The organism is Mariniphaga sediminis (genome assembly GCF_003573545.1).
Taxonomy (GTDB): domain Bacteria; phylum Bacteroidota; class Bacteroidia; order Bacteroidales; family Prolixibacteraceae; genus Mariniphaga; species Mariniphaga sediminis.
This window is the reverse complement of record NZ_QWET01000017.1, coordinates 26258-47292: the sequence shown is the minus strand read 5'-3', so window position 1 is coordinate 47292 and position 21035 is coordinate 26258. Positions and strand designations below refer to the sequence as shown.

General features: G+C 40.7%; 15 protein-coding genes. 3 read left to right on the top strand and 12 right to left on the bottom strand.

Features of this window, described 5'->3' with window-relative positions:
* Positions 1-2: 2 nt before the first annotated feature.
* The 7 genes from tdh to D1164_RS18275 all read right to left on the bottom strand — a co-directional run bounded on the left by tdh (position 3) and on the right by D1164_RS18275 (position 7614).
* Positions 3-1037 (bottom strand): L-threonine 3-dehydrogenase, encoded by a 1035-nt coding sequence (gene tdh, locus D1164_RS18305; protein ID WP_119351352.1) that lies wholly within the window; start codon positions 1035-1037, stop codon positions 3-5.
* A 116-nt stretch (positions 1038-1153) separates the two neighbouring features.
* A complete protein-coding gene (locus D1164_RS18300; protein WP_119351351.1) occupies positions 1154-2380 on the bottom strand; it encodes an ABC transporter permease in 1227 nt (408 codons plus the stop codon).
* 48 nt (positions 2381-2428) lie between these two features.
* Positions 2429-2773, bottom strand: a complete 345-nt coding sequence (rbfA, locus tag D1164_RS18295) for a 30S ribosome-binding factor RbfA (protein WP_119351350.1) — start codon at positions 2771-2773, stop codon at positions 2429-2431.
* Between the two features lie 74 nt (positions 2774-2847).
* Entirely contained in the window at positions 2848-4374 is a 1527-nt protein-coding gene (locus D1164_RS18290; RefSeq protein WP_119351349.1) for a carboxypeptidase-like regulatory domain-containing protein, read from the bottom strand.
* A complete protein-coding gene (locus D1164_RS18285) occupies positions 4374-5939 on the bottom strand; it encodes an aspartyl protease family protein (RefSeq protein ID WP_119351348.1) in 1566 nt (521 codons plus the stop codon). Before D1164_RS18285 ends, D1164_RS18290 begins: the two co-directional genes overlap by 1 nt.
* 27 nt (positions 5940-5966) lie before the next feature.
* Entirely contained in the window at positions 5967-7007 is a 1041-nt protein-coding gene (locus D1164_RS18280; protein ID WP_119351347.1) for a FecR family protein, read from the bottom strand.
* A 52-nt stretch (positions 7008-7059) separates the two neighbouring features.
* On the bottom strand, positions 7060-7614 hold the full coding sequence (locus D1164_RS18275) for an RNA polymerase sigma-70 factor (protein ID WP_119351346.1): 555 nt from the start codon (positions 7612-7614) through the stop codon (positions 7060-7062).
* 136 nt (positions 7615-7750) lie between these two features.
* On the opposite strand from D1164_RS18275, the gene D1164_RS18270 reads away from it, so the two are divergent.
* Both D1164_RS18270 and trpS read left to right on the top strand, forming a co-directional pair.
* Positions 7751-9127: an MFS transporter gene (locus tag D1164_RS18270; RefSeq protein ID WP_119351345.1), complete on the top strand. Its 1377-nt coding sequence runs from the start codon at positions 7751-7753 to the stop codon at positions 9125-9127.
* A gap of 208 nt (positions 9128-9335) precedes the next feature.
* Positions 9336-10337 (top strand): tryptophan--tRNA ligase, encoded by a 1002-nt coding sequence (gene trpS / locus D1164_RS18265; RefSeq protein WP_119351344.1) that lies wholly within the window; start codon positions 9336-9338, stop codon positions 10335-10337.
* A 198-nt stretch (positions 10338-10535) separates the two neighbouring features.
* Here trpS and D1164_RS18260 read toward each other — a convergent pair whose 3' ends face one another.
* The 5 genes from D1164_RS18260 to D1164_RS18240 form a co-directional block, all read right to left on the bottom strand.
* Entirely contained in the window at positions 10536-11894 is a 1359-nt protein-coding gene (locus tag D1164_RS18260) for a neutral/alkaline non-lysosomal ceramidase N-terminal domain-containing protein (protein WP_119351397.1), read from the bottom strand.
* Positions 11895-12152: 258 nt separating this feature from the next.
* Positions 12153-13910 carry a RagB/SusD family nutrient uptake outer membrane protein gene (locus D1164_RS18255; RefSeq protein ID WP_119351396.1) on the bottom strand — a complete coding sequence of 586 codons (1758 nt, stop codon included), beginning with the start codon at positions 13908-13910 and terminating at the stop codon, positions 12153-12155.
* A gap of 31 nt (positions 13911-13941) precedes the next feature.
* Complete coding sequence (locus D1164_RS18250) at positions 13942-17382, bottom strand: SusC/RagA family TonB-linked outer membrane protein (RefSeq protein WP_119351343.1); 3441 nt, start codon at positions 17380-17382, stop codon at positions 13942-13944.
* Positions 17383-17468: 86 nt separating this feature from the next.
* Positions 17469-18653 (bottom strand): FecR family protein, encoded by a 1185-nt coding sequence (locus D1164_RS18245; protein ID WP_119351342.1) that lies wholly within the window; start codon positions 18651-18653, stop codon positions 17469-17471.
* Positions 18654-18778: 125 nt separating this feature from the next.
* Positions 18779-19426 carry an RNA polymerase sigma factor gene (locus D1164_RS18240; RefSeq protein WP_147372226.1) on the bottom strand — a complete coding sequence of 216 codons (648 nt, stop codon included), beginning with the start codon at positions 19424-19426 and terminating at the stop codon, positions 18779-18781.
* 107 nt (positions 19427-19533) lie between these two features.
* On the opposite strand from D1164_RS18240, the gene D1164_RS18235 reads away from it, so the two are divergent.
* The gene (locus D1164_RS18235; RefSeq protein WP_119351340.1) at positions 19534-20985 is read left to right on the top strand and encodes an arylsulfatase; all 1452 of its coding nucleotides are present in this window, start codon (positions 19534-19536) and stop codon (positions 20983-20985) included.
* Positions 20986-21035: the final 50 nt, after the last annotated feature.

The window sequence follows — 21035 nt, the reverse complement described above, 5'->3', positions numbered from 1 at the left end:
CGTCAGTTAAAATCCCAATCCAGAATAATTTTTCCACAATCGCCCTGTTCCATGATATCAAAAGCCTTTTGAAAGTCATCAGCCGGAAACCGGTGTGTGATTACCGGTGTGATATCCAGTCCCGAAGTAAGCATCATTTCCATGTGATACCAGGTTTCGTACATTTCTCTTCCATAAATTCCTTTTAGTGTTAAACCTTTGAAAATGATGTTATTCCAGTTTATTTGAGTGCTTTTTGGAAGAATGCCCAGCAGACTGATTTTTCCGCCGTTATACATGTGGTTTACCATATCATTAAATGCCGCCTGCGAGCCAGAGCATTCGAGTCCAATGTCGAATCCGGCAACCATGTTATGTCGCTCCATTGCCTCTTTGAGGCTTTCTTTGGTTGGATCTATTACTCGCGTGGCGCCCATTTTCCGGGCCAGTGCGCGACGAAACGGACTCAGGTCGGTACCAATTACATTCCGGGCTCCGGCAAAGCGGCAAATAGCAGCTGCCATGGCTCCAATAGGGCCTCCTATTCCTGTAATGAGTACATCTTCGCCAAGAAGCGGGAATGAAAGCGCCGTATGGGTAGCATTTCCCATAGGATCCATAATCGACATAATTTCATCCGGGATGCTGACATCAACATGCAACACATTTTTGGCGGGAACGGAAATATATTCTGCAAAACCGCCATCACGCTGAACGCCAATTCCTACTGTGTGGTCGCAGATGTGTTGCCTCCCGCGCCGGCAATTTCTGCAAAATCCGCAGGAAATATGTCCTTCTACAGTAACCCGCTCCCCTACTTTCACATAATCGACCTCCGACCCTACTTCCACAACAGTGCCCATGTACTCGTGTCCGATAATAACAGGTGGTTTTATGGTTTGTTGCGCCCATTCATCCCATTTGTATATGTGTAAATCGGTTCCGCAAATAGCTGCTTTTTTTATTTTTATCAACACATCGTTGGGCCTTACTTCAGGCATGGGGACTTCCTCCATCCAAATCCCTTTTTCTGCTTTGCTTTTTACCAGTGCTTTCACGATCAAAAATTTTTATTATTGAACTCTGATTTTATAAAACTGTATGCAAAATACGACAATTTTGTATCTTCAAAGAATAACGAATATCAGGAATGCAATATACTACTTCTTGTTCCTTACAGATTTTCATTCATTAAAAACCGGTGAGAGATAAACCGGACCGGGTACCACGAAGCAATAAATCCGATGCCAATTACAATGCTTAAAATGAGCAGGATATCTGAAAATATGATTTTGACCGGGTAGGCCGAAATAACGAACGAACCGGTACCCGGTAAAGTAACGATTTCATATTTTATTTGCAGCCAGCATATAAAAATACCGAGTAACGAGCCAATCACAGCGCCAAAAAACGAGATGAGCCATCCTTCAAACAAAAAAATACGCCGGATGAGTTCTGAATCAGCGCCCATGCCACGCAATATAAAAAGGTCTTCTTTCTTGTCTATTATCAGCATAGAAAGGCTTCCCAACATGTTGAAAGAGGCAACTATCAGTATAAAAACAAGGATGAAGTAGGAAGCCCATTTTTCTGATTTCATGGTTCTGAAAATCAAATCGTGCTGCTGGTATTTGTTTTTTACCTGGAACGACTCACCCAGGATATGTTGAATTTCTTTTTGTAATCGCCGCGCATTTACATTCGGATCAATTCCCAGTTCTACGGCGGAAACCTGGTTTTCACTGTCAAAAAGACTCGCGGCAAAGTGGTAAGGAACAATAATGTACTTGGAGTCAATTTCCTCCAGGACTGCAAAAACACCTGCCGGGAAGATGTAGTCGAAATTAAGGGAACGTGCCATGTTCACAGAGGCCTGCCTTCCTTTTTTCGGTACAAAAATCCGGATGGGATCGACAAACGAAAGTCCAAGGCCGAGGTTGTAGGCAACCCCCTGCCCCACCATAGCGTAGTCCATGCCTTCGTCTTCCAGCATAAACACCCCGTCAACAATAAGCGTGTCAATATTGGTGTACCGGCCGTAATTGGGTGGTACCCCTTTTACGATGGCCGGGTATTGCCGGGTATCGTACTTGAGAAGCGCCACCTCTTCAATCACTTCAGCATAATGAACCACACCCGGAAGATTTTTTATTTCATCGAAGCGGTTCTCAGAAGGCGTAAACATTTTTCCTTTGGCGGCGGTAATTTTTAGATCAGGATCAAAATTGCTGAAGAAATTCTCAATCAGGCTGTTAAAGCCATTAAATACCGAAAGGACAATGACCAGCGCCATAGTCCCGACAATGATTCCCGCCACTGAAATAGCAGAAATGATGTTAATAATGTTTTGTTTCTTTTTGGAAAACAAATACCGCAGCGCTATGAAAAGTGGCAGATTCAATTTGTCTTTTTGAAAAAACGGTTTCTTTTAGAAATTATTGAACAGGTATTATTTGTGAAGCAGATCATCGATGTGATCGATGTAATCAAGGCTGTCGTCGATATAGAATTCCAGCTCCGGAATAATCCGTACACTTTTCCCTATTCTCCTGCCCAGTTCTCCCCTCAGGAATTTTCCGTTTAATTCGATTTCACTTAAAATTTCCGTTGCAAATTCCGACGGAAAAATGCTGAGGTAAATCCGGGCAATACCCATGTCTTTGGTAACCCTTACAATGGTTACGCTGATAAGCTTTCCCTGGTATTTTGATTTGTTGAATTGCAATAAAATATCGGCCATCTCGCGTTGAACAAGCCTTGAAATTTTATTTTGCCTGGTGCTAAATTGTTCCATAAATGAATATTGTTTCCGGTTTTAAGCTGGCTCAAAATTAAGGAAAATAGTTTGAAAAGTCAGAAACAAGATTTTTAGTTACCTGAAGTAAGTTTCTGCATGGCATTCCGCAGGTCTTCGTCGGGTTTGATGATGTTGAAATTTTCCCAGAATTTTGGATCGTAGTTACCTATCATTTCCACAAAAATATCGCGTCGCGAAAAAGATTCATCAGGCCGGAACCTTTTGAGTTCTGTTGGTTGGATGTCAGTAATAAGCAAATCAGAAACACTGTGAAATTCCGAATTAATATTATCTACCCGGCTTCGGATTTTAAATTTAATAGAAGCACGGGTTGTGGCCAGTTGCCATTTTCCCTGGTAATGTTGGTAATTTACATGGTATTCCACAAACGAGGGGCGTGCTTTAACACCGGGAGGGGTGCGTTTAACTAATATAGGAGTCGCTTTTTTCAAACCGCTGCGGTCAAATCCGAACCGGGCATGAACAATGGCAAATGTTTCACGGTGAACATATATTTCTCCGATGAATCCGTGAAAATCTATATTGTTTACAGGTTCAAATTCAAGGATATAAACCGGAATATCGTTGTACCGGACCACCCGGCTGATTTTATAGTTGTAATGATGCTGATAATCCTTGTCAATAAATGTTTCCATTGTTTTTACCACATCAAGCTGGGTAATAGTGAACGGTCCTCCCTGCAATTTAAAATTCATCCATTTAAAGGGCTGAACATCGGGGCTTTGGCGCCCTTTCATCAATCGTACAACATCGTTACGGAAAGTGTTTATGTAAGGGGCTTTTAATATTTCAACTACTGCTTCGGAAACATTGATGTATTCCCCGTCCTGCCTAACTGTTTCACGGTAAAAAGCCGTCATAAGTTTGGGGTATGAAGTATAATTTTTTTCAAGATTTTCACGGATATTTTCGAGTAGCTTATCCGGAGAGATGGCTGTTACTTTTATTTCACGAATGCGTATGGTCACAGGTTCCAGAAGGATTAAATCTTCATCCAAAAGTTTGTGTGCCGGCATAAAAATCCGTGCATATCCCATGCTTGAAATAATCAGTGTGTCGTTTATATGCTGCGGATGCAGTTTTAGCAGGAATTCTCCGTCGGCATTGGTAATAGTTCCTACAGGCTTGTTAAAAACGGAAACGGAAGCATAGCTGACAGGGTTTTTCTTTTTACGGTCGAGAATTTTTCCCGAAAGGAAAAAATATTTTATCGGAATAGTATCTGGCTCAACCGTTTGATCCCCCTTTTTCCGTTCCTGATTTTTTGTGATAATAATTTGATTTTCCATTTCGGTCAGGGAAAAATCATCAGGATTAAAAAGTTGGTTGAGTACAAAGTAAAGTGATTTATCGATCGCTTTTATGGTAACCATTTTATCTGTCTCGATCAGCGAAGCATCAAAAGAAAAATAAACTTTGGCCTGCCAGCTAATCTGGTCTAAAACAGTTGTAAGAGGCTGCCTTTCTGCATGGATTGAAACTCTTCTTTCGAGAACAGAACCATCCTGTTGCTGTCCACCGACTTGGAGACTAATCAGCAGGATGGCTATCCATATAGAAAAGGAAATAAAGCGCATTAAAACACTTTTTTCAATTCAAACGAGGTTTTATATTCTTCCCCGTCACGTAATACTTTTATCTTAATTTTTTTGTTTTCCCTGCTTTGAAATAAAAGATTGATGTCGTTTAGTTCCAGCGATTGGTGATTGCTGTTGTTGAGTGAAAGAATCTGGTCATTCTTTTTAAGGCCGGCAAAGTAAGCCGGTGAATTTTCCCGGATGTCGGCAATAGTGAAAATGGGCAGTCCCGGCATGGGGTTTATTACTTCCATTCCGCTCATATTATAGTTAAACTCTTCTTTTACCCGGAAAGTAGGCCTCAGTGTTAACCGGCTGTTGCGGTAGTCGATGGTAACAGAAAATCGTCTGAGAATTTCTGCCCCGATGGTTCCATTCCGGTCGTTGGCCGAAATGAGCTGGTCTATGAGCTCCGAGTTAGGAAAGGCCACAATGGGTTTGGGTAATACCAAAGGCCCTACCCACAGGCCGTCTATCCGGCCTTTTACACCGTAAAGATCGCCGTTGAGCCCTCTTCCCAGAAATGTTTCAATGCGGTTGTCGGGCAGTTCAATGCGATCGTCTGATTTCTCAGAAAGCCAGATGGCATCGCTGGCACCCGTGTCAACCAGTAATTTTACCGGTACTTCACGCAGGTCTTCCGTTACAATGCTTGTACGTACATACGGTTTATTTCCGTCGAGATGCAAAGGCAGAATAATGTCTTTTCGCCGGTCGCGGTACTTGTAATGCTCTGGTCGGTAAAGCGTTATTTTTTCACCGGGGTAATCGATTTTTACGATATAGTCTTTAAAAAGGTTGAATCCAATAAGTCCATGAACCGGAAGCCCAAGCATGTGTGATATCTGGAAGTTCTCGTCAATAATCATTTGTATCTCCTGGTTCCACGCAGTGAGCCCGTTGAGTCTTATCGTATTGTTGCCCGACCGGTAGGCTGTAAGTTCATCTCCCTCGCCGAGCCCTTGTATTTTCACCGGCATCATGTAGTTAAGATTCAGCTTGTTTACAAAAGGTAATTCGGTAATAATAGGGTACCGGACCCCGGTGTCAAGAATAAAATTCAGGGTATCCGATTCGTTGATGGTTACCGGGATAATGATAAGATTACTGGCCGATTCAAATTTGATGGTAATGGACTTCTCGCGCGGATCATCGAAAAGAAAACCCCTGTTGGCGCTGTGAAACTGGTTGGTGTTTCTGTCGAAGTCAATACTTTTATCAAGTGGTACATAGTCTCTGACAACCAATATGTTATCTTCAACTTCAAACAAAAGGTAAAAGTCTTTCATCAGTTTTTCCAGCACAAACTTAATCGGCTTGTTCGAAATATTCAGATTCACCATTTTCCCCGCAACGATGTTCGAGTTGTACGAATAATCGAGGTCGAGGTAATTACAGATTTTTTCGATTACATCCGACAAAGGTTCGTCTTCAGCATAAATGCTGACGTTTTGGTCGAGTACCTGATTGTTTGGCTGTTGGGCAATGCCGGCTCTGGTTGCAAAGGCAAAAACAGCAATTGCCAGGACCCATGCCATTCCGATTTTTTTCCCTATTGTTTTCATGATAACTGGTATTAAAGTTTTTTAATTTTAGCCTTCTGATAAAATATAGGTCTCGTTTTCCCGTGTTAGTTCCAGGTCAAATGTCAGTTGAATGACATTCAAAATAAAATCGACAGATTTCTTTTCAAATTGAGCGGTTAAAACCAATTGTTCAATGTTCTTTCCTTTGAATTGAATATCAGTATGATATGTTTTATTCAGATACTGAATTACTTCGTTTAGCGGTGTTTGGTCGAATACCAGGTTACGGGTTTTCCAGGCCAGGTAGTTGGGATCGGCATTGAGTGTTTTTTCGATTTTCCGGCTGTAATTTAGTAAGGTTCCTTTCTCTCCGGCATTCAGCAGAAGTTTCCTGTTTTCTTCCAGTTTTTTCTTCTGAAGGCAAATCACCTCTACTGTGCCGGCTTCAACTACTACTTCCACGGTTTCGGCTTCAGGGTAAGCGCATACATTAAAGGAAGTGCCCAATACTTTTACCTCTGCATTTCCGGCATGGATAATAAATGGTTTCTCCGGATCGGATTTTACGTCGAAAAACGCTTCACCAGAAATGGTTACCTCCCGCACATTCTTTTTAAACTTTTTAGGGAATTCCAGTTTAGAGTTGCTGTTTAGAGTTACCACCGAACCGTCCGGAAGGACATATTCGTTCACAACTTGTTTTTCGGCGGAAATAATTTCACTGTAAACTTCCCTGATCTGGTTTTTAAATCCGAAATAATATCCTGTTGCGCCCAACAGTAAGGCAATTAAAACAGCTGCAGCATACCTGAGCAGTGCCGGAGAAAAAATTCTTTTCGGATTATTGTTCTTACTATAAGAGGATTGTACGGAATAACTTTTTTCCCTTACTTGTTGCCAGGCTGTATCGGTGTCATAATTTTTCAGGCGAAAAAACCAATCGGTTTTATTTAGTAACACCTCTGTTTTTTCAAGTTCCTTACAATTTTGTTCTGATTGGGCAGCCCATTGTTCCACCTCTTCCTTTTCAGCTGATGATGCTTCGTTTGACATGAATTTGGCTATCAGCTCCCAATCTGGATTTTCTATGGATTTTTTTGTCTTCATTTGTTATAAAGACAGTTGACGGGAAGGTTACCCTGAATCTGTTTTCAAAAAACTAGAAGGCGGGCAGAAAATCTTTGAGTTTCTCGCGTAAGGTTTTAATAGCCAATCCCATTTGTGTTTCAACGGTTTTAATGGAGATGTCAAGTTTTTCAGCTATTTCCCGGTATTTTAAACCTTCCTGCCGGCTTAGTCTGAATATTTTCCGGCGTTTTTCGGGAAGCGCCTGAATGCTCTCCTCAATTTTCCGGAGCATATCGATTTCAATATAGTTCGTATCCTCAGATTCTTTGAGATCGTTTGCTTCGGAGCAGACTTTTTGAGAATACTGATTTTTAATCTGACTGTGTTGCAGAAAATTTAAACAGTGGTTTTTAACGGATCGAAAAAGATAGTTTTTAACCGATGTGGAAATAGTAAGTTGCTCTTTTTTTTCCCAAATCTTTGCAAAAAGATCCTGGACAATTTCTTCTGCCTCCGGATTATTTTGGGTAAAACGAACCGCATACAGGCACAGATGACCGTAGTAGCGACGGAAAAGAAGTTCGAAGGATTTTTCATCGCCCAACTTAATTTTTTGGAATAATACAGCGTCTTCCTGCCGGTCCATGTTTTCCTTTTGTTATGGATGACTAAGGTAATAAAACTACACTTTTTTGGAGTAATAAAAACAGGGAAGCTGTCATTTGTGGTTTTTTGTTTGATTTGTGCTGCTAATTTTGTGCCCTCTTTTCAGATAAATCGTTATGGAAAAAAAAGAAACCTGGAAGTTTCCCCGGGCATTTTGGATTGCCAATACAGTTGAACTTTTTGAGCGGGCAGCTTATTATGGAGTTTTTATCGTAATTACCCTTTACCTTTCGCGTATTCTTGGTTTTGGCGATATTGAAGCGGCCGCCATTGCCGGAATATTTCAGGCGATGTTGTACCTGCTTCCGACTTTTGCCGGGGCTTATGCCGATAAAATCGGATTCCGAAAATCGTTGTTGCTGGCGTTTACGCTGCTTACAATCGGGTATGCCGGACTGGGAATATTTCCCGGTATGTTCGAGGCAGCCGGCCTGGTAGATTACAGCGGAACCACACTGTTTACCGGGCTGGAATCTTCGGCACAAAAGTATACTGTTATTCCGGTACTGGCGCTCATTGTAGTGGGCGGGTCGTTTATAAAATCTGTTATTACCGGCACAGTGGCCAAAGAAACCACAAAAGAAAACAGGGCAAGGGGGTACAGTATTTTTTATGCCATGGTGAATATCGGCGCTTTTTCAGGGAAAACCATGGTAAAACCTCTCCGTGAGATGATGGGCAATACGGGTCTGATATGGATTAATTATTTTTCAGCCATTATGACTTTGGTGGCGTTAATCATTGTTTTTATGATGTATACAAGCCACCAGCACCAGGGAGAAGGTAAAAAACTAAGTGAAATATGGGAAAGCCTGATTAAGGTGTTGACAAATGTAAGGCTGATTGTTCTGATTCTAATTATTACTGGCTTTTGGATGGTGCAGCATCAAATGTATGCAACCATGCCGAAGTACGTGTTGCGTTTGGCCGGAGAGGGAGCCTCGCCATCGTGGTATGCAAACGTAAATCCATTGGTTGTATTTACTACGGTAGGATTGGTTACTCATTTTATGCGAAAACGATCGGCGCTTTTCAGCATGTCTTTAGGAATGTTTATTATGCCTGTTTCAGCGCTTTTTATGGCCTCCGGAAACATGATGAGCCACGATATTATGGGCATGCACCCTGTGGCCTTTATGATGGTTGTGGGGATTGCCTTTCAAGGATTTGCTGAAACCTTTATATCTCCGCGTTTTTTAGAGTATTTTTCATTGCAGGCTCCTAAAGGAGAAGAGGGATTGTATTTGGGGTTTAGTCATTTACATTCGTTTTTGTCCTCTGTTTTCGGGTTTATCATGTCAGGGGTTTTGCTCGAAAAGTACTGCCCTGATCCGCGGTTGTTTTCTACACGGGAAGCATGGGCCGATGCGGCATCAAATGCCCATTATATCTGGTTTTACTTTGTAGGTATATCGCTTATTTCAGCTGTTGCACTATTGATTTATGGAGTGGTAGTAAGAAGAGTGGACAGAAGAAGGCAAGTATCGCAGTAGTTTTTTGCTGTTTCACGTGAAATTTCAAATGCCATTTTTTGGATGCGAAATGCACGGGTAACGGGTTTTACAGAGTCCCTTACTGATGAAATTTTTAGCGGCATACTGACTCATTTGGGATTTTGACATCAGTGCGAGGGGTTTGGAGTAAACTCCCTCCGGGATTTTTTTCTATTTTTGTTGCCTGAAAAAATTCAGAATAATTACAATGAACAAACCGACAGTTCTCAGCGGGATCAGGCCCACGGGCTATTTGCACCTCGGAAATTATTTTGGGGCGGTACAGAATTTTGTGCGGATGCAGGAGGATTTCAATTGCTTCTTTTTTATTGCTGACATCCACTCGCTTACCACGCACCCAACGCCCGAAAACCTGCAATCAGGGGTGAAGCAGGTACTGGCCGAATACCTGGCTTGCGGCATTGACCCGGAGAAGGCTACCATTTACATCCAGAGCGACGTACCGGAAGTAACCGAACTTTATACTATCCTGAACATGAATGCTTACCTCGGTGAGCTGGAACGTACTACCTCGTTTAAGGATAAGGCGCGGCAGCAGCCCGACAATGTGAATGCCGGACTCCTCACCTACCCTGTCCTGATGGCTGCCGATATCATTATTCACAAGGCTAATTTTGTTCCTGTGGGAAAAGATCAGGAGCAAAACCTGGAAATGGCCCGGAAGTTTGCCAAGCGGTTCAACAGGATGTACAAGAAGAAAGTGTTTCCCATACCAAAACCATATACCTTCGACGGGAAAGACATGATTAAGGTTCCGGGACTGGATGGCAGTGGTAAGATGGGAAAGTCGGAAGGAAATGCCATCAACCTTTACGAAGACCCGAAATCGATTCGTAAAAAAGTGATGCGGGCGGTAACCGACTCCGGCCCTACTGAGTTGAATCAGGAAAAACCGGAACCCATCCAAAACCTGTTTACCCTGATGGAAATTGTGTCGGAACCTTCTACTGTAGCACATTTTAACGAGCTTTACAACACATGTGAAATCCGCTATGGCGATCTGAAAAAGCAACTGGCAGAGGATATTATTTCGTACACGGCTCCAATCCGCGAGCGGATTATTGACATTTTGGAGAATGATGCGTACCTTGCACAAGTTGCCAGAAGAGGTGCTGAAAAAGCACGCGAATCAGCTTCAAAAACGCTGAACGAAGTGAAGGAAGTGGTTGGATTCAGAAAGTTGTATTAACACAACATATACCCTAGGTTACATTGATGCCGGGCTGTTGCCCGGCTTTTTTGTTTTGCGGCTCAGTTAAAACGTATGGTGAAAGATTGGATACTTTCAGAAAAGGCTTCAATTTTATACCATTCTGAAATCTTATGATTTCAGATGTCTTACCATAGACAATGCATTTTGGTCACGTTTGCTGAGGGGGTAAAACTTTCATTCTTTTTCAAGTTTAGAAACTAATTGGGCAACTTTATTTATAATAACTTCCTCAATATCAGAAGACCAGGGGGTTGTAAACAGTGCGGATCGTGTTCCTTCGTAGCCCCCTTCGGCAAGAACCTCTGCAGTAGGAATATAAGCCATTACATCATTGCTATAACCCAAAACGAAAGTGTTGTTCCCGTAGATCTTTTTAAGCCTTATAGCGTAGCCGGTTAATAACTCTCCCCCTAAAGATATAAGAAGGTGCTCCCCCATTTTCCATACCTGGACAGGATAAGGATAAGAACCAATCAGTTTTTTTCCATTTTTTACTTTTTCAAGTAGAAAGTGAGCATTGAGTTTTAAGTATTCCGGATAGCCTGAATTTTCTTCTGTAATTTGGTGGAGCTTTTTTGCCGTTGGGGGTGCATGGGCAAACCGGATATCTGTCTCTGAATAAGCCGTTTTTAAATGGGAAGTCAGTGGGGTCATTTTTTCATTTAAAACCCGATTAACAGCCGAAGCCAACTCTTTTCCATACTGCTCGGCAAGAGGAATTGAGCGGCGGGGTAATGGATTTTGATCTGCTCCGGCCCCCTGAAAAAACATTGCTGTTGCCCCTTTGTACTTCTTTTCGAGTTCAATCTGGGCAAAGCCGGGGTAATCTCCCGACCATTCGTATCCATTAAGAACTGTGGCATGGCAGGCATAACCAAAAACAATGGCTTCTGTCTTCCCTTGCTTATTTTCTACTTTTAACACCGGAACGGCAAAATCATTGGGGCCTTTCAGTTCTGTTGTTTCTTCTATTTTTGACTCCTGATTATTTCTTCGGTTTACCTGGAAGCGCACCACACCGTTTTGCGCAAAAAGATTTACCGGTTTTAATTTGCGCTCTGCTTCCAACGATATCTGTATAATTTTTTCAACCAGCAAGTCCGAATAATCATCTCGTTTTTTGATTTGATCAGCATCCAGGGGATAATAATTTTTTGAATCATCAGTCAGCACAGGTCCGGAGTGAGTATGAGAACTATTTAAAATTATTTGAGCGCGTGACAACCCCATTTTTTCTTCCAGTTTATTGCATATACGATCCGAAAGTACTTTGGAGAAACCAATCAGGTCGGTAGTTATCAATAAAGACTTATTTTCTTCTGAATCTTCCAGAAACAGTGCTTTTGCCCACAAATCGTGTAATTTACCTTCTGCAGGCTTTGTACGCGCAGCGTAACCTGCCATCCACATCGATTGTTCAGGAGTAATAGTAATCCTGGCTGTACCCGCTTTCCATCCAATGGTGGAATGATTTGATTTTCCCCAAGATGCTAATGCAATAAACATCAAAAAGGGAAGTATAAGTCTTCTCATAATATCTGAAATTTTGTTTTTCCGTTTAAAGATAGACAACCATTTTTTAAACATATTGCTTTTACTCAATATTGACTATGAACGAAAAGAATGGAAGATAGTTAATATTTACATGCATTGCATTTAAATACAATGCGTTGACGGAAAGAAAAGGTGAGTTGACTGGTTGTTGTCAGATAGTATTTTCCTATTACATTTAACAGTATAAATAAAATTTACCTGCAGCCAACCATTAGTATTCCGTCAACGCATTATTTTTTACTCAATTACTTCAAGAGGAGGTTCATTTCTTTCAGAACCAACATATCCTTTATTTTGATTAATTCTTCCTAAGGTATTGGCATTTATTAAGTTATCATCTATAGGCCACTGAAAATTATGAGGCTCAATATAAGGGTGCCAACCTAAAATACTTACTTCATCAGCTCTCAGATAGAAAGTATTCAACGAAATAACCCTGTCAAAAAACCAATTCTTTTCATGAATATTATCTAAACTATAGCCATCGCGATTTAGTTTAGCGAGAATATAGGATACCCTGTTTAATTCATTCTGACGAGGTTCTTCCAGAAATAATTCCCTGGCTCTCTCATCAAAAATGTAATCAATGGTAACATCTGCTGATGAAATGGGAATGGCTTCTGCTCTTTTTCTGACTTCATTAATATCGTCAGCCGCTAAACCTAATTCCCCTTTCCAATAATAGGCTTCTGCTCTTAAAAGGAATGTTTCTGCTAATCTGAAAATGTACCAATCTCCGTTGCTACCCATTGGTCTTCCTTCCTGATCCGGATGATTTGGAACATAGGTTTTGTAAAAAGGCATGGAGTAAAAACGTGCCCAATACTCTCCCGGAATGTCCATGTTGTTTTTGTCCCAAACTTTACCATAGTCGACAGAATTAGGATTGTTGTAGCGTAATTCTTCCACATCATACCAGTTTATATCAGCACGTCTTAAGTCCGGTGTGTTTTTATAATCGTTTCCATATTCTTTCCAAATTTCATAACTATGATAATCACTTAATGCGACATCCGGGTTTCCTCTGCCTAATGAATCATACAAAGCACCATTATCAATGAACCCTCTGTTTCCCTCTGAGTCTTTCCCGTTATTGGTGTGCCACCATGAGCAATTGTAAACCCGCATTGTATATGTTCCCCCTGAGCGGGCGCCATCAGGTGCCTCATAGCGATCGATAAAAGCCAGAATGGTTTCTGTATTCTCATCCAGGTTTCTGTTTTTAGGACGATGAAGATCCCATATTACATTCTTTAATTGATCGTCTTTGTCTTGCCCAAATCTGTTCTCCATTAATGCATAAGGGCCATTTATTACTTCAGTGGCAGATCCTATGGCTTTATCAAATTCTAAGTTTGCCAGATAAATTTTTGTCAACAGGTGGTTCCCGGCTCCTTTGGTTGGAGCCCCTTTTACGGCACTTTCGGGTAACCACTGGACTGCCCATTCCATATCTTCCTGCATTTTCTCTAAAATTGCCCACCTTGAATGGGTTTTATAGTCGAGCTTTGCGTTTGTAACCTCTTCCTTAACAAATGGCAAATCACCATAGTTGCCAACCAGTCTGTAATACCAGTACGATCTGTGCCATAAAGCTTCAGCGAGTATTTCATTCCTGTCAGACTCATTCTCCCACTCTATATTATCAATTCTTGAAATGATTGTATTAGAATTTTTTACTATGGAAAAGATGGTATTAATCTGATTGACAAATTGTTGATATTGATCTGTTGTAGGTGTCAGTTGCCGAAAATCCATTTGTAACCAGGGTACTCCTATTTCAGAAGCAGCATATTGGTGAGCAAGGAAATTTTTTTGTTCGGTATTTTCCTGACGAAGGTCTTTTCTTAAAGTAATCAGTAGTGATTCAAACCCTTCTCTATTAACAAAAATATTTTCGGGTGAGTAGAAAGACAGTGGCTCTGGTTTCAGAAAATCGTCAGAGCAGGATATACTTATTAAAATTAACAGTAAAGAAAATACTATGTTTTTCATGTGATTAATCTTAGCGTTTATTAAATTCATCTTATAAGGTAAAATTTATCCCGACTGAATAAATTCTAGGCATGGGGTCATTTCCTGATTCCGGATCCCAGCCAGGCCAATTGGTTATAGTCAATATATTCCTCGCAGACAAGAAGATATCACAACTTTTAAGGTATTTAATCTTGCTGATAGTATTTACCAGATTGTAAGAAACCGAAATATCCTGTACCCTAAAGAATGATGTCGGTTTGTAAGGCATGATCCCTCCTCCAAATGAGGCAAGATTATTATTTAACCTGGGATACTCGTTTGATTTGTTTTCAAAGGTCCAGTATGGATAGTTATTTGAATTTTGTCTGTCAAACATACTCCATCCTCTCACTGAATAGGCAAATTCCCTTAAGTGACCCAAATCGGCACGAAGGAAAACGGATGCAGAGATATTTTTAAAAAGAGTGAATTCATTCATTAAGCCCATACTGTGACGTGGCTCTTTATACCCGATAAAGGTTTTATCCTGCAGGGCTTCATATTTCTCTACATCATCCAGATTTTTTGCTTTGAAATCGCCTGGTTTAAGATTGTATTTACTGGCTTCTTCTTCTTCACCCAGTTGCCAGATTCCAATGATATCATAGTCCCAAATAACGTCAAGAGCTTTTCCCGGAAACCATTTATTTGTAATATCCGGCATTTCTCCTTCCTGAGTTTTTCCTTCCAAAACATATTCTCCTTTATCACCAAAAAGTTCTGCCACTTTATTTCGGTTCATTGCATACGTAAAGATTGATTTCCAAGTGAAATTCGACGTATTAATGTTTTTGGATACCAATGTCAATTCGAATCCTTTGTTTTCGAGCTGGCCTATGTTGGTTGTAATATTTTCAAAACCTGTAATTTTGGGCAATGATCGTTCAACCAACAAATCAGTAGTGGACATGCTGTAAACATCCAGGGAAAGATCAAAGCGATTATCAAAGAGCCCCATATCGATACCAATATTCAATGACTCTGTTTCTTCCCATCTCAAATTATTGTTTGCCAGCCTTGAAGTATTAACGCCCATTTGAACAAGAGAACCATCGTAATACTGATTTAAAGAAAGCGCTGATAATGCAGAATATGCACCAATGGATCTATTCCCGTTTCTCCCCCATGATATTCTGAGTTTAGCTCTGTTGATAAACCAATCTTCGTTAAAAAAATTTTCTCTTGAAATTTGCCAGGCAAAGGCAGCAGCAGGGAAAGTGGCTCTCGGGTATTTTTGTCCAAATGCTGAATACCCGTCTCTCCTGATGGAGCCAGTGAACAGATATTTCTCGTTTAGTGTATAATTGAGGCGAGCCATTAGGGCATCTCCGGTTACTTTTGAATCATCACTTTCTACTGCAGGATATATACCAAATTGAATTCCATGATAGCCAAGAACCGGTTCTGGTTGAATATTTGAATTGGCCATCATGCTTTCCCAGTCAGAATTCATTTCAGCATTAAACAGCAAAGTCAAATCGAAGCTGTGTTTATCGAATGTTTTATTCCATTTGATCAGATTATCAATCATCCACTCGTAGTTTGAATAATCTGTTCTTTCAATACGGCCGTTTGCATAAGAAACAGAGCCAACATAAGTATCAGGCGACCAATAATTATAATCTTTAATGTTCTGAACATTGGGCTGATAAGAGAAGCGATATGAAAAGCCATAGGGGAGAGTTAGTTCAGAATATAGGACGGCGAATAATCCCTGTACTTTTCTTAACCTGTCTTGCCCGTAAGTATTTAATAGTGGATTCCTGCTTACCTCGTAACCATAAGGGTACCAATTTACTGTTCCGTCATCGTTAAAAACTTTTGAATACGGACTTTGAACCCCTGCTTCTCCCAGGTTTGCTGTAACTGTGCTCTCGTCGCGAAAGGCATATTGTAAATTAACTCCAACCTTGAGCCATTCGTTAATCTTATATTCATTATTTAGCCTGGATCTTAATGCAGAAAATTTGTCTCCCTTTATTATTCCTTCGTTATCAATGTATCCTATTGACCAGTAGTAAGTAGCATTTTCTGTACCACCACTAACGCTCACATCAAAATCTTTTCTAATTCCTTTTGGCATTACTTCATTTGCCCAGTATACCGAATTTCCATCTAAATAATTCTGGACCTCACCAGGAAAAAAATTCATGCGTGCCAGCCATTCCCGTGTATCATCGGGGTTAGGGTTTGAACTTGCCGATCTCCATTGCTCTAAAGAAACACCTTCAGGTAAATCATTGGGACTAAACCAGTAGTAATCGGGCTGGGTTCCGTACAGTGTTCTAAAAAAGTTTTTTCTGTATTCCATAAAATTATTTTCATCCCGGACCAGAAAATCTTTGTTTCTGGCTTCACTTACTCCCAATTTCATAGAAACATTGATTGACGGACTTCCTTTATCTCCTTTAGAAGTAGTAATAAGTATAACCCCTGCAGCTGCTTTTGCTCCAAAAACTGCAGCTGAACTGGCATCTTTAAGGACATCAATAGTCACAATATCGGCGGGGTTAATATCACTTATGTCTCCGTTGTAAATAACACCATCAAGAACAACCAACGGAGTGTTGCTGGCGTTAATAGAATTCGGACCTCTCACCATCATCGAACTACCACCCGATGCTGCAGTACTTTGCGTTGAACGAAATCCGGCAACCGTTCCGGTTAACATCTCGGTTACTTGTGTCAGTGGCTGTCTTTTGTACATCTCGGCATCAACTTGAGTAACGGAACCTGTTAAGTCACTTTTTTTCATGGTGCCATAGCCCACAGCTACCACTTCTTCAATTCCCACAACACTTTCCTGCATCACTACCGAAAAGGTATTTTTTCCTTCCACAGGTATCTCCTGAGCCTGCATACCCACAAACGAGAACTGTAGTGTTTTGGCATCAGCCGGAATACGAAGCGAAAACTCGCCATCGGCATTTGTTACGGTTCCAATGGTAGTTCCTTTTACAATAACAGAGACCCCAGGTAGAGGAAGGCCACCTGCATCTTTTACCATTCCTGTGATTTCTATTCGCCCGGGTTGATCACCCGTATCTTCAATGTTTGTTTCAATACGCCCCATGCGTTTCAGGTCTTCCCTCTTGTACAGAAATACCTGCCGGTCATCAATCCGGTAAGCCACATCGATGCCCCGGAATAAAATATCCAGAACTTTTTCAATGTTTTCATTTTTTACTGAAATGCTTTTCTTGACATGTGTGTTGACCACATTTGCATTATACACAAATATGAACTCGCTGTTTTTTTCAATGGCTTCAAAAATTTCAGTCAGGGTTGCATTTTCAACCCTCAAATCAATTTTAGTCACCTGAGAATAGGTACTGGCCGTAACAGCCATCGAACCAGCAAAAATCAAAATACTTAACAATTTCATTGTTCTAAAAATAACAATAAACCTCTTCCGCACTCTGGAAGAGTAACAAATCGATTTTTTTTTCATAGTTTTGAATTGTTTTAGATAAATAATTTTGCCCTAAGGGCTTTATTGTTTAAGCCGGTTGATGTTACCAGCATCAACCGGCTTTTCTATGGTTCAAAAAATATGTATTTTCCTCCTTCCTTTTTATATTGGGTTTTTGAAATAAAGGCAATGCCTTCCAGCACTCTGTCCACTTCGTCTTTCAGTTCCAGTTTTCCATAAATATGTTCTGTATTATCAGACAGACTGGACTCAATGTCTATGTTGTAATATCTTGATACTCTTTTTAATACTTTTCCAACTTCTTCATCGATAAAAGTGAGGTAACCGTCTTTCCATGCAATGTATGCCCCGGCATCTTCTACAGAGGTAATCTCAAAATCTTTTGTTCCTTTTGCCATGAGTGCTTTCTGATTCGGAGCAAGAAATACTTCGCTGGAATAGGTTTCATTGTCCGGACTCATTCCTACTTTTCCCTCCAGCAAAACGACATTATAGGTATTGTCCTGAGTGTATGCCTGCACATTAAATTTTGTTCCGTAAACCTTGATTTTGAAAAGGTCCGTTTTTACATAGAAGGGCTGTTCCCGGTTGCATGCGACTTCGAAATAGGCTTCACCTTGCACCTCCACTTCACGTAAGTTTCCTGAGAAAATGGATGGAAAAATCAATCTGGATCCCGAATTAAGCCAGACCTTCGTTCCTTCAGAGAGTGTGATAAACGACCGTTTGCCATAAGGAACTATCAACTGGTTGGTTCCTCCCGACGAAGTGGAACGGGCAATTTGTGAGGAGTCGTTAACAACAATTTCCGAGCCGTCTGACGAATATTGAACGGTTGATTCTTTGCTGGTGATAGCAACACTCTCCCCGTTATCGAGAATCAAAACAGCATCTTCGGATATCATTCCTGTTTCAGCCAGGGGTTTGTTATTGCTATTTTGGTCTGTCCAATAAAATATGGCGCTTCCCATGCCTATTAGCAACAGGAAGGATGCCGCCAGTTTAAGCCATGTCAAACGGATCTTTCTTTTTTGTTCGCCGGCAATCTGTTGCCAAAGTTCCCGTTGTCTTTCTTTGGGTTGATAAAAACCAGTTGTTTGTAATTCCTTAATAATCCGGGCAGCCAGCTTGATTTCCTGTCTTTTTTCAGGATAAATATCCAGAAGCTTGCTGATACGATCACTGGAATTTTCACCGTAAACAATATCTCTGAAATCATCGTCGAGGATAAAGTCATCGATGTTATATGTTTTGTATTCCTGTTTCATTGAAAAAAATAGCCCTTTCATAATTAATGAGAGAAAAAATGAAAAATCTGGACAGAGTTTTTACAGAAAAAATATTTTTTTTCTTACAGATAATTTCCTGTTTTCTTTTTTTTGAAATATAATAACCTGAAAAAGAGAAAACTTGCTTAAGTTTTCCTGCCGTGAAAGAACGAAAAAAACCAAAGTATGATATTATTTCCTTTACCCAGTATTTTCTCCACTTCTTCCCTGATTGTTCTTACCGAACGGTAAACAGACTTATAACAGGAATCTATTGTAATGTCAAGCATTTTGGCGATTTCTTCGTAAGGTACACCGCTTTCGAAGTGTAAAAAAATAATTTCCTGCTGCCTGGAAGGAAGCCTGTCAACCGATTTTTTTACTGCGTTGTGTACCTCTTCGAGGTGTTCTTTGTCGGAAATTTCTTCCTCCTGATTTTTAAAGTAAACGAACTTTTCCTCCTTGATTTCACCTGGTAATATGGTTTTTTTTTGATTTGACAGGTTGTGAAAAAGCTGATGCCGGAACGCGCTCATTAAATAACCTGAAAGGTTTTTTACCGTTCCAATTCCCTTTCTGTTACGGATAAAATTCAAAAAAAGGGTCTGGATAGAATCTTCGACGATCTGTTTGTCTGAAGTGTGCTTTAATCCATAAGTAAATAATTGATCGTAATAATGGAAATATATTTTTGACAGGGCATTGTGATTGCCATTCAATACAAATTGGTTCCAGGGTTCAAGAAGATTGGATTTTTCAGTTAGATTCATCCACTCAAATCGTTTATTTTCCAATAAATTGCAATTTTATGAAAATTACCTTAAATGTAGCACATAATATGTATTTTTACCTACATGTAGATCGTCTTAATCTGGTCTGAGTTTCAAAAAATAATATTGTAATGAACAGAATGAGCATTTTATTGCCGGCTTCTATCCTGTTATTTACCGCATGTCACCATCCGCAAAAGCATAAGGAAGCAGAGCCTCGTCAACCCAATATCGTTTACATTCTGGCCGATGATTTGGGCTACAGCGATGTAAGCTGTTACGGGCAAAAACTTTTTTCCACACCCAACATTGATAAACTGGCTGAAAATGGGATGAAATTTACCCGGCATTACTCAGGTTCTACGGTTTGTGCACCTTCCCGTTCAGCACTCATGACCGGGCAGCATACCGGGCACACATTTATTAGAGGGAATAAAGAGTGGAAGCCCGAAGGTCAATATCCGCTGAAGGCCGAAGCTGTTACCATTGCGGAGGCATTGCAGGATGCAGGCTACACCACTGGCGCTTTTGGTAAATGGGGACTGGGGTATCCTGGCTCGGAGGGCGATCCCAACCACCAGGGATTCGACGAATTTTTTGGGTACAACTGCCAGCGGATGGGGCATAATTATTATCCTTATCACCTGTGGAACAACCAGGAAAAAGTAATGCTTGAAGGGAACAGGGAAAAACAGACGGGACAGTATGGCCCGGATGTTATTCACCAAAAGGCGCTTCAATTTTTGGAAACAAATAAAGACAAGCCGTTTTTTTTGTATTATCCATCCATTATTCCGCATGCAGAACTGTTAGCCCCTGAGAAGTACATGGAAAAGTACCGGGGAAAATTCATGCCGGAAAAAGGTTATAAAGGAGTTGACAGTGGTGAAAATTACAGACAGGGGCCTTATGGCTCACAACCTGAATCACATGCTGCTTTTGCAGCCATGATTCATATACTTGACGACCAGGTGGGTGAAATTGTGGCCAAATTGAAGGAACTGGGTGTTTATGAGAATACAATTATTTTGTTTTCATCCGATAACGGCCCACACCTGGAAGGGGGAGCTGATCCCGATTATTTCGATAGTAACGGCCCCCTGAAAGGCTACAAACGTGACTTATACGAAGGTGGGATTCGGGTGCCGATGATTGCAGTTTGGGAAGGAAAAATTGCTGCGGGTACTGAGTCAGATCATATTTCTGCATTCTGGGATGTTTTTCCAACCGTAGCTGAAATTTCCAGAGCCAATGTTCCTGAAAGTATCGACGGAATATCGTTTTTACCGGAATTGCTGGGCAACGAGGATCAGCAAAAAAACCATGAATACATGTATTGGGAATTTCATGAGCGCGGAGGCCGACAGGCTGTTCGGAAAGGAAACTGGAAACTGGTGAGATACAACGTCCTCAATCCTGAAGAAACAACTACCGAGTTGTATAATCTTGAAAAAGATTTGGGCGAGGAAAACAATGTGGCTGAACAACATACGGATATTGTTAAGGAACTCTCAGAGATTATGACCAACGCCCGAACTGAATCGGAAGTTTTCGCTTTCAAATCAAGAGGTTATTTACACTAACAAGTAATTTTTAACATATTACTTTGTTATATTGATATTTTTGGTAGGTT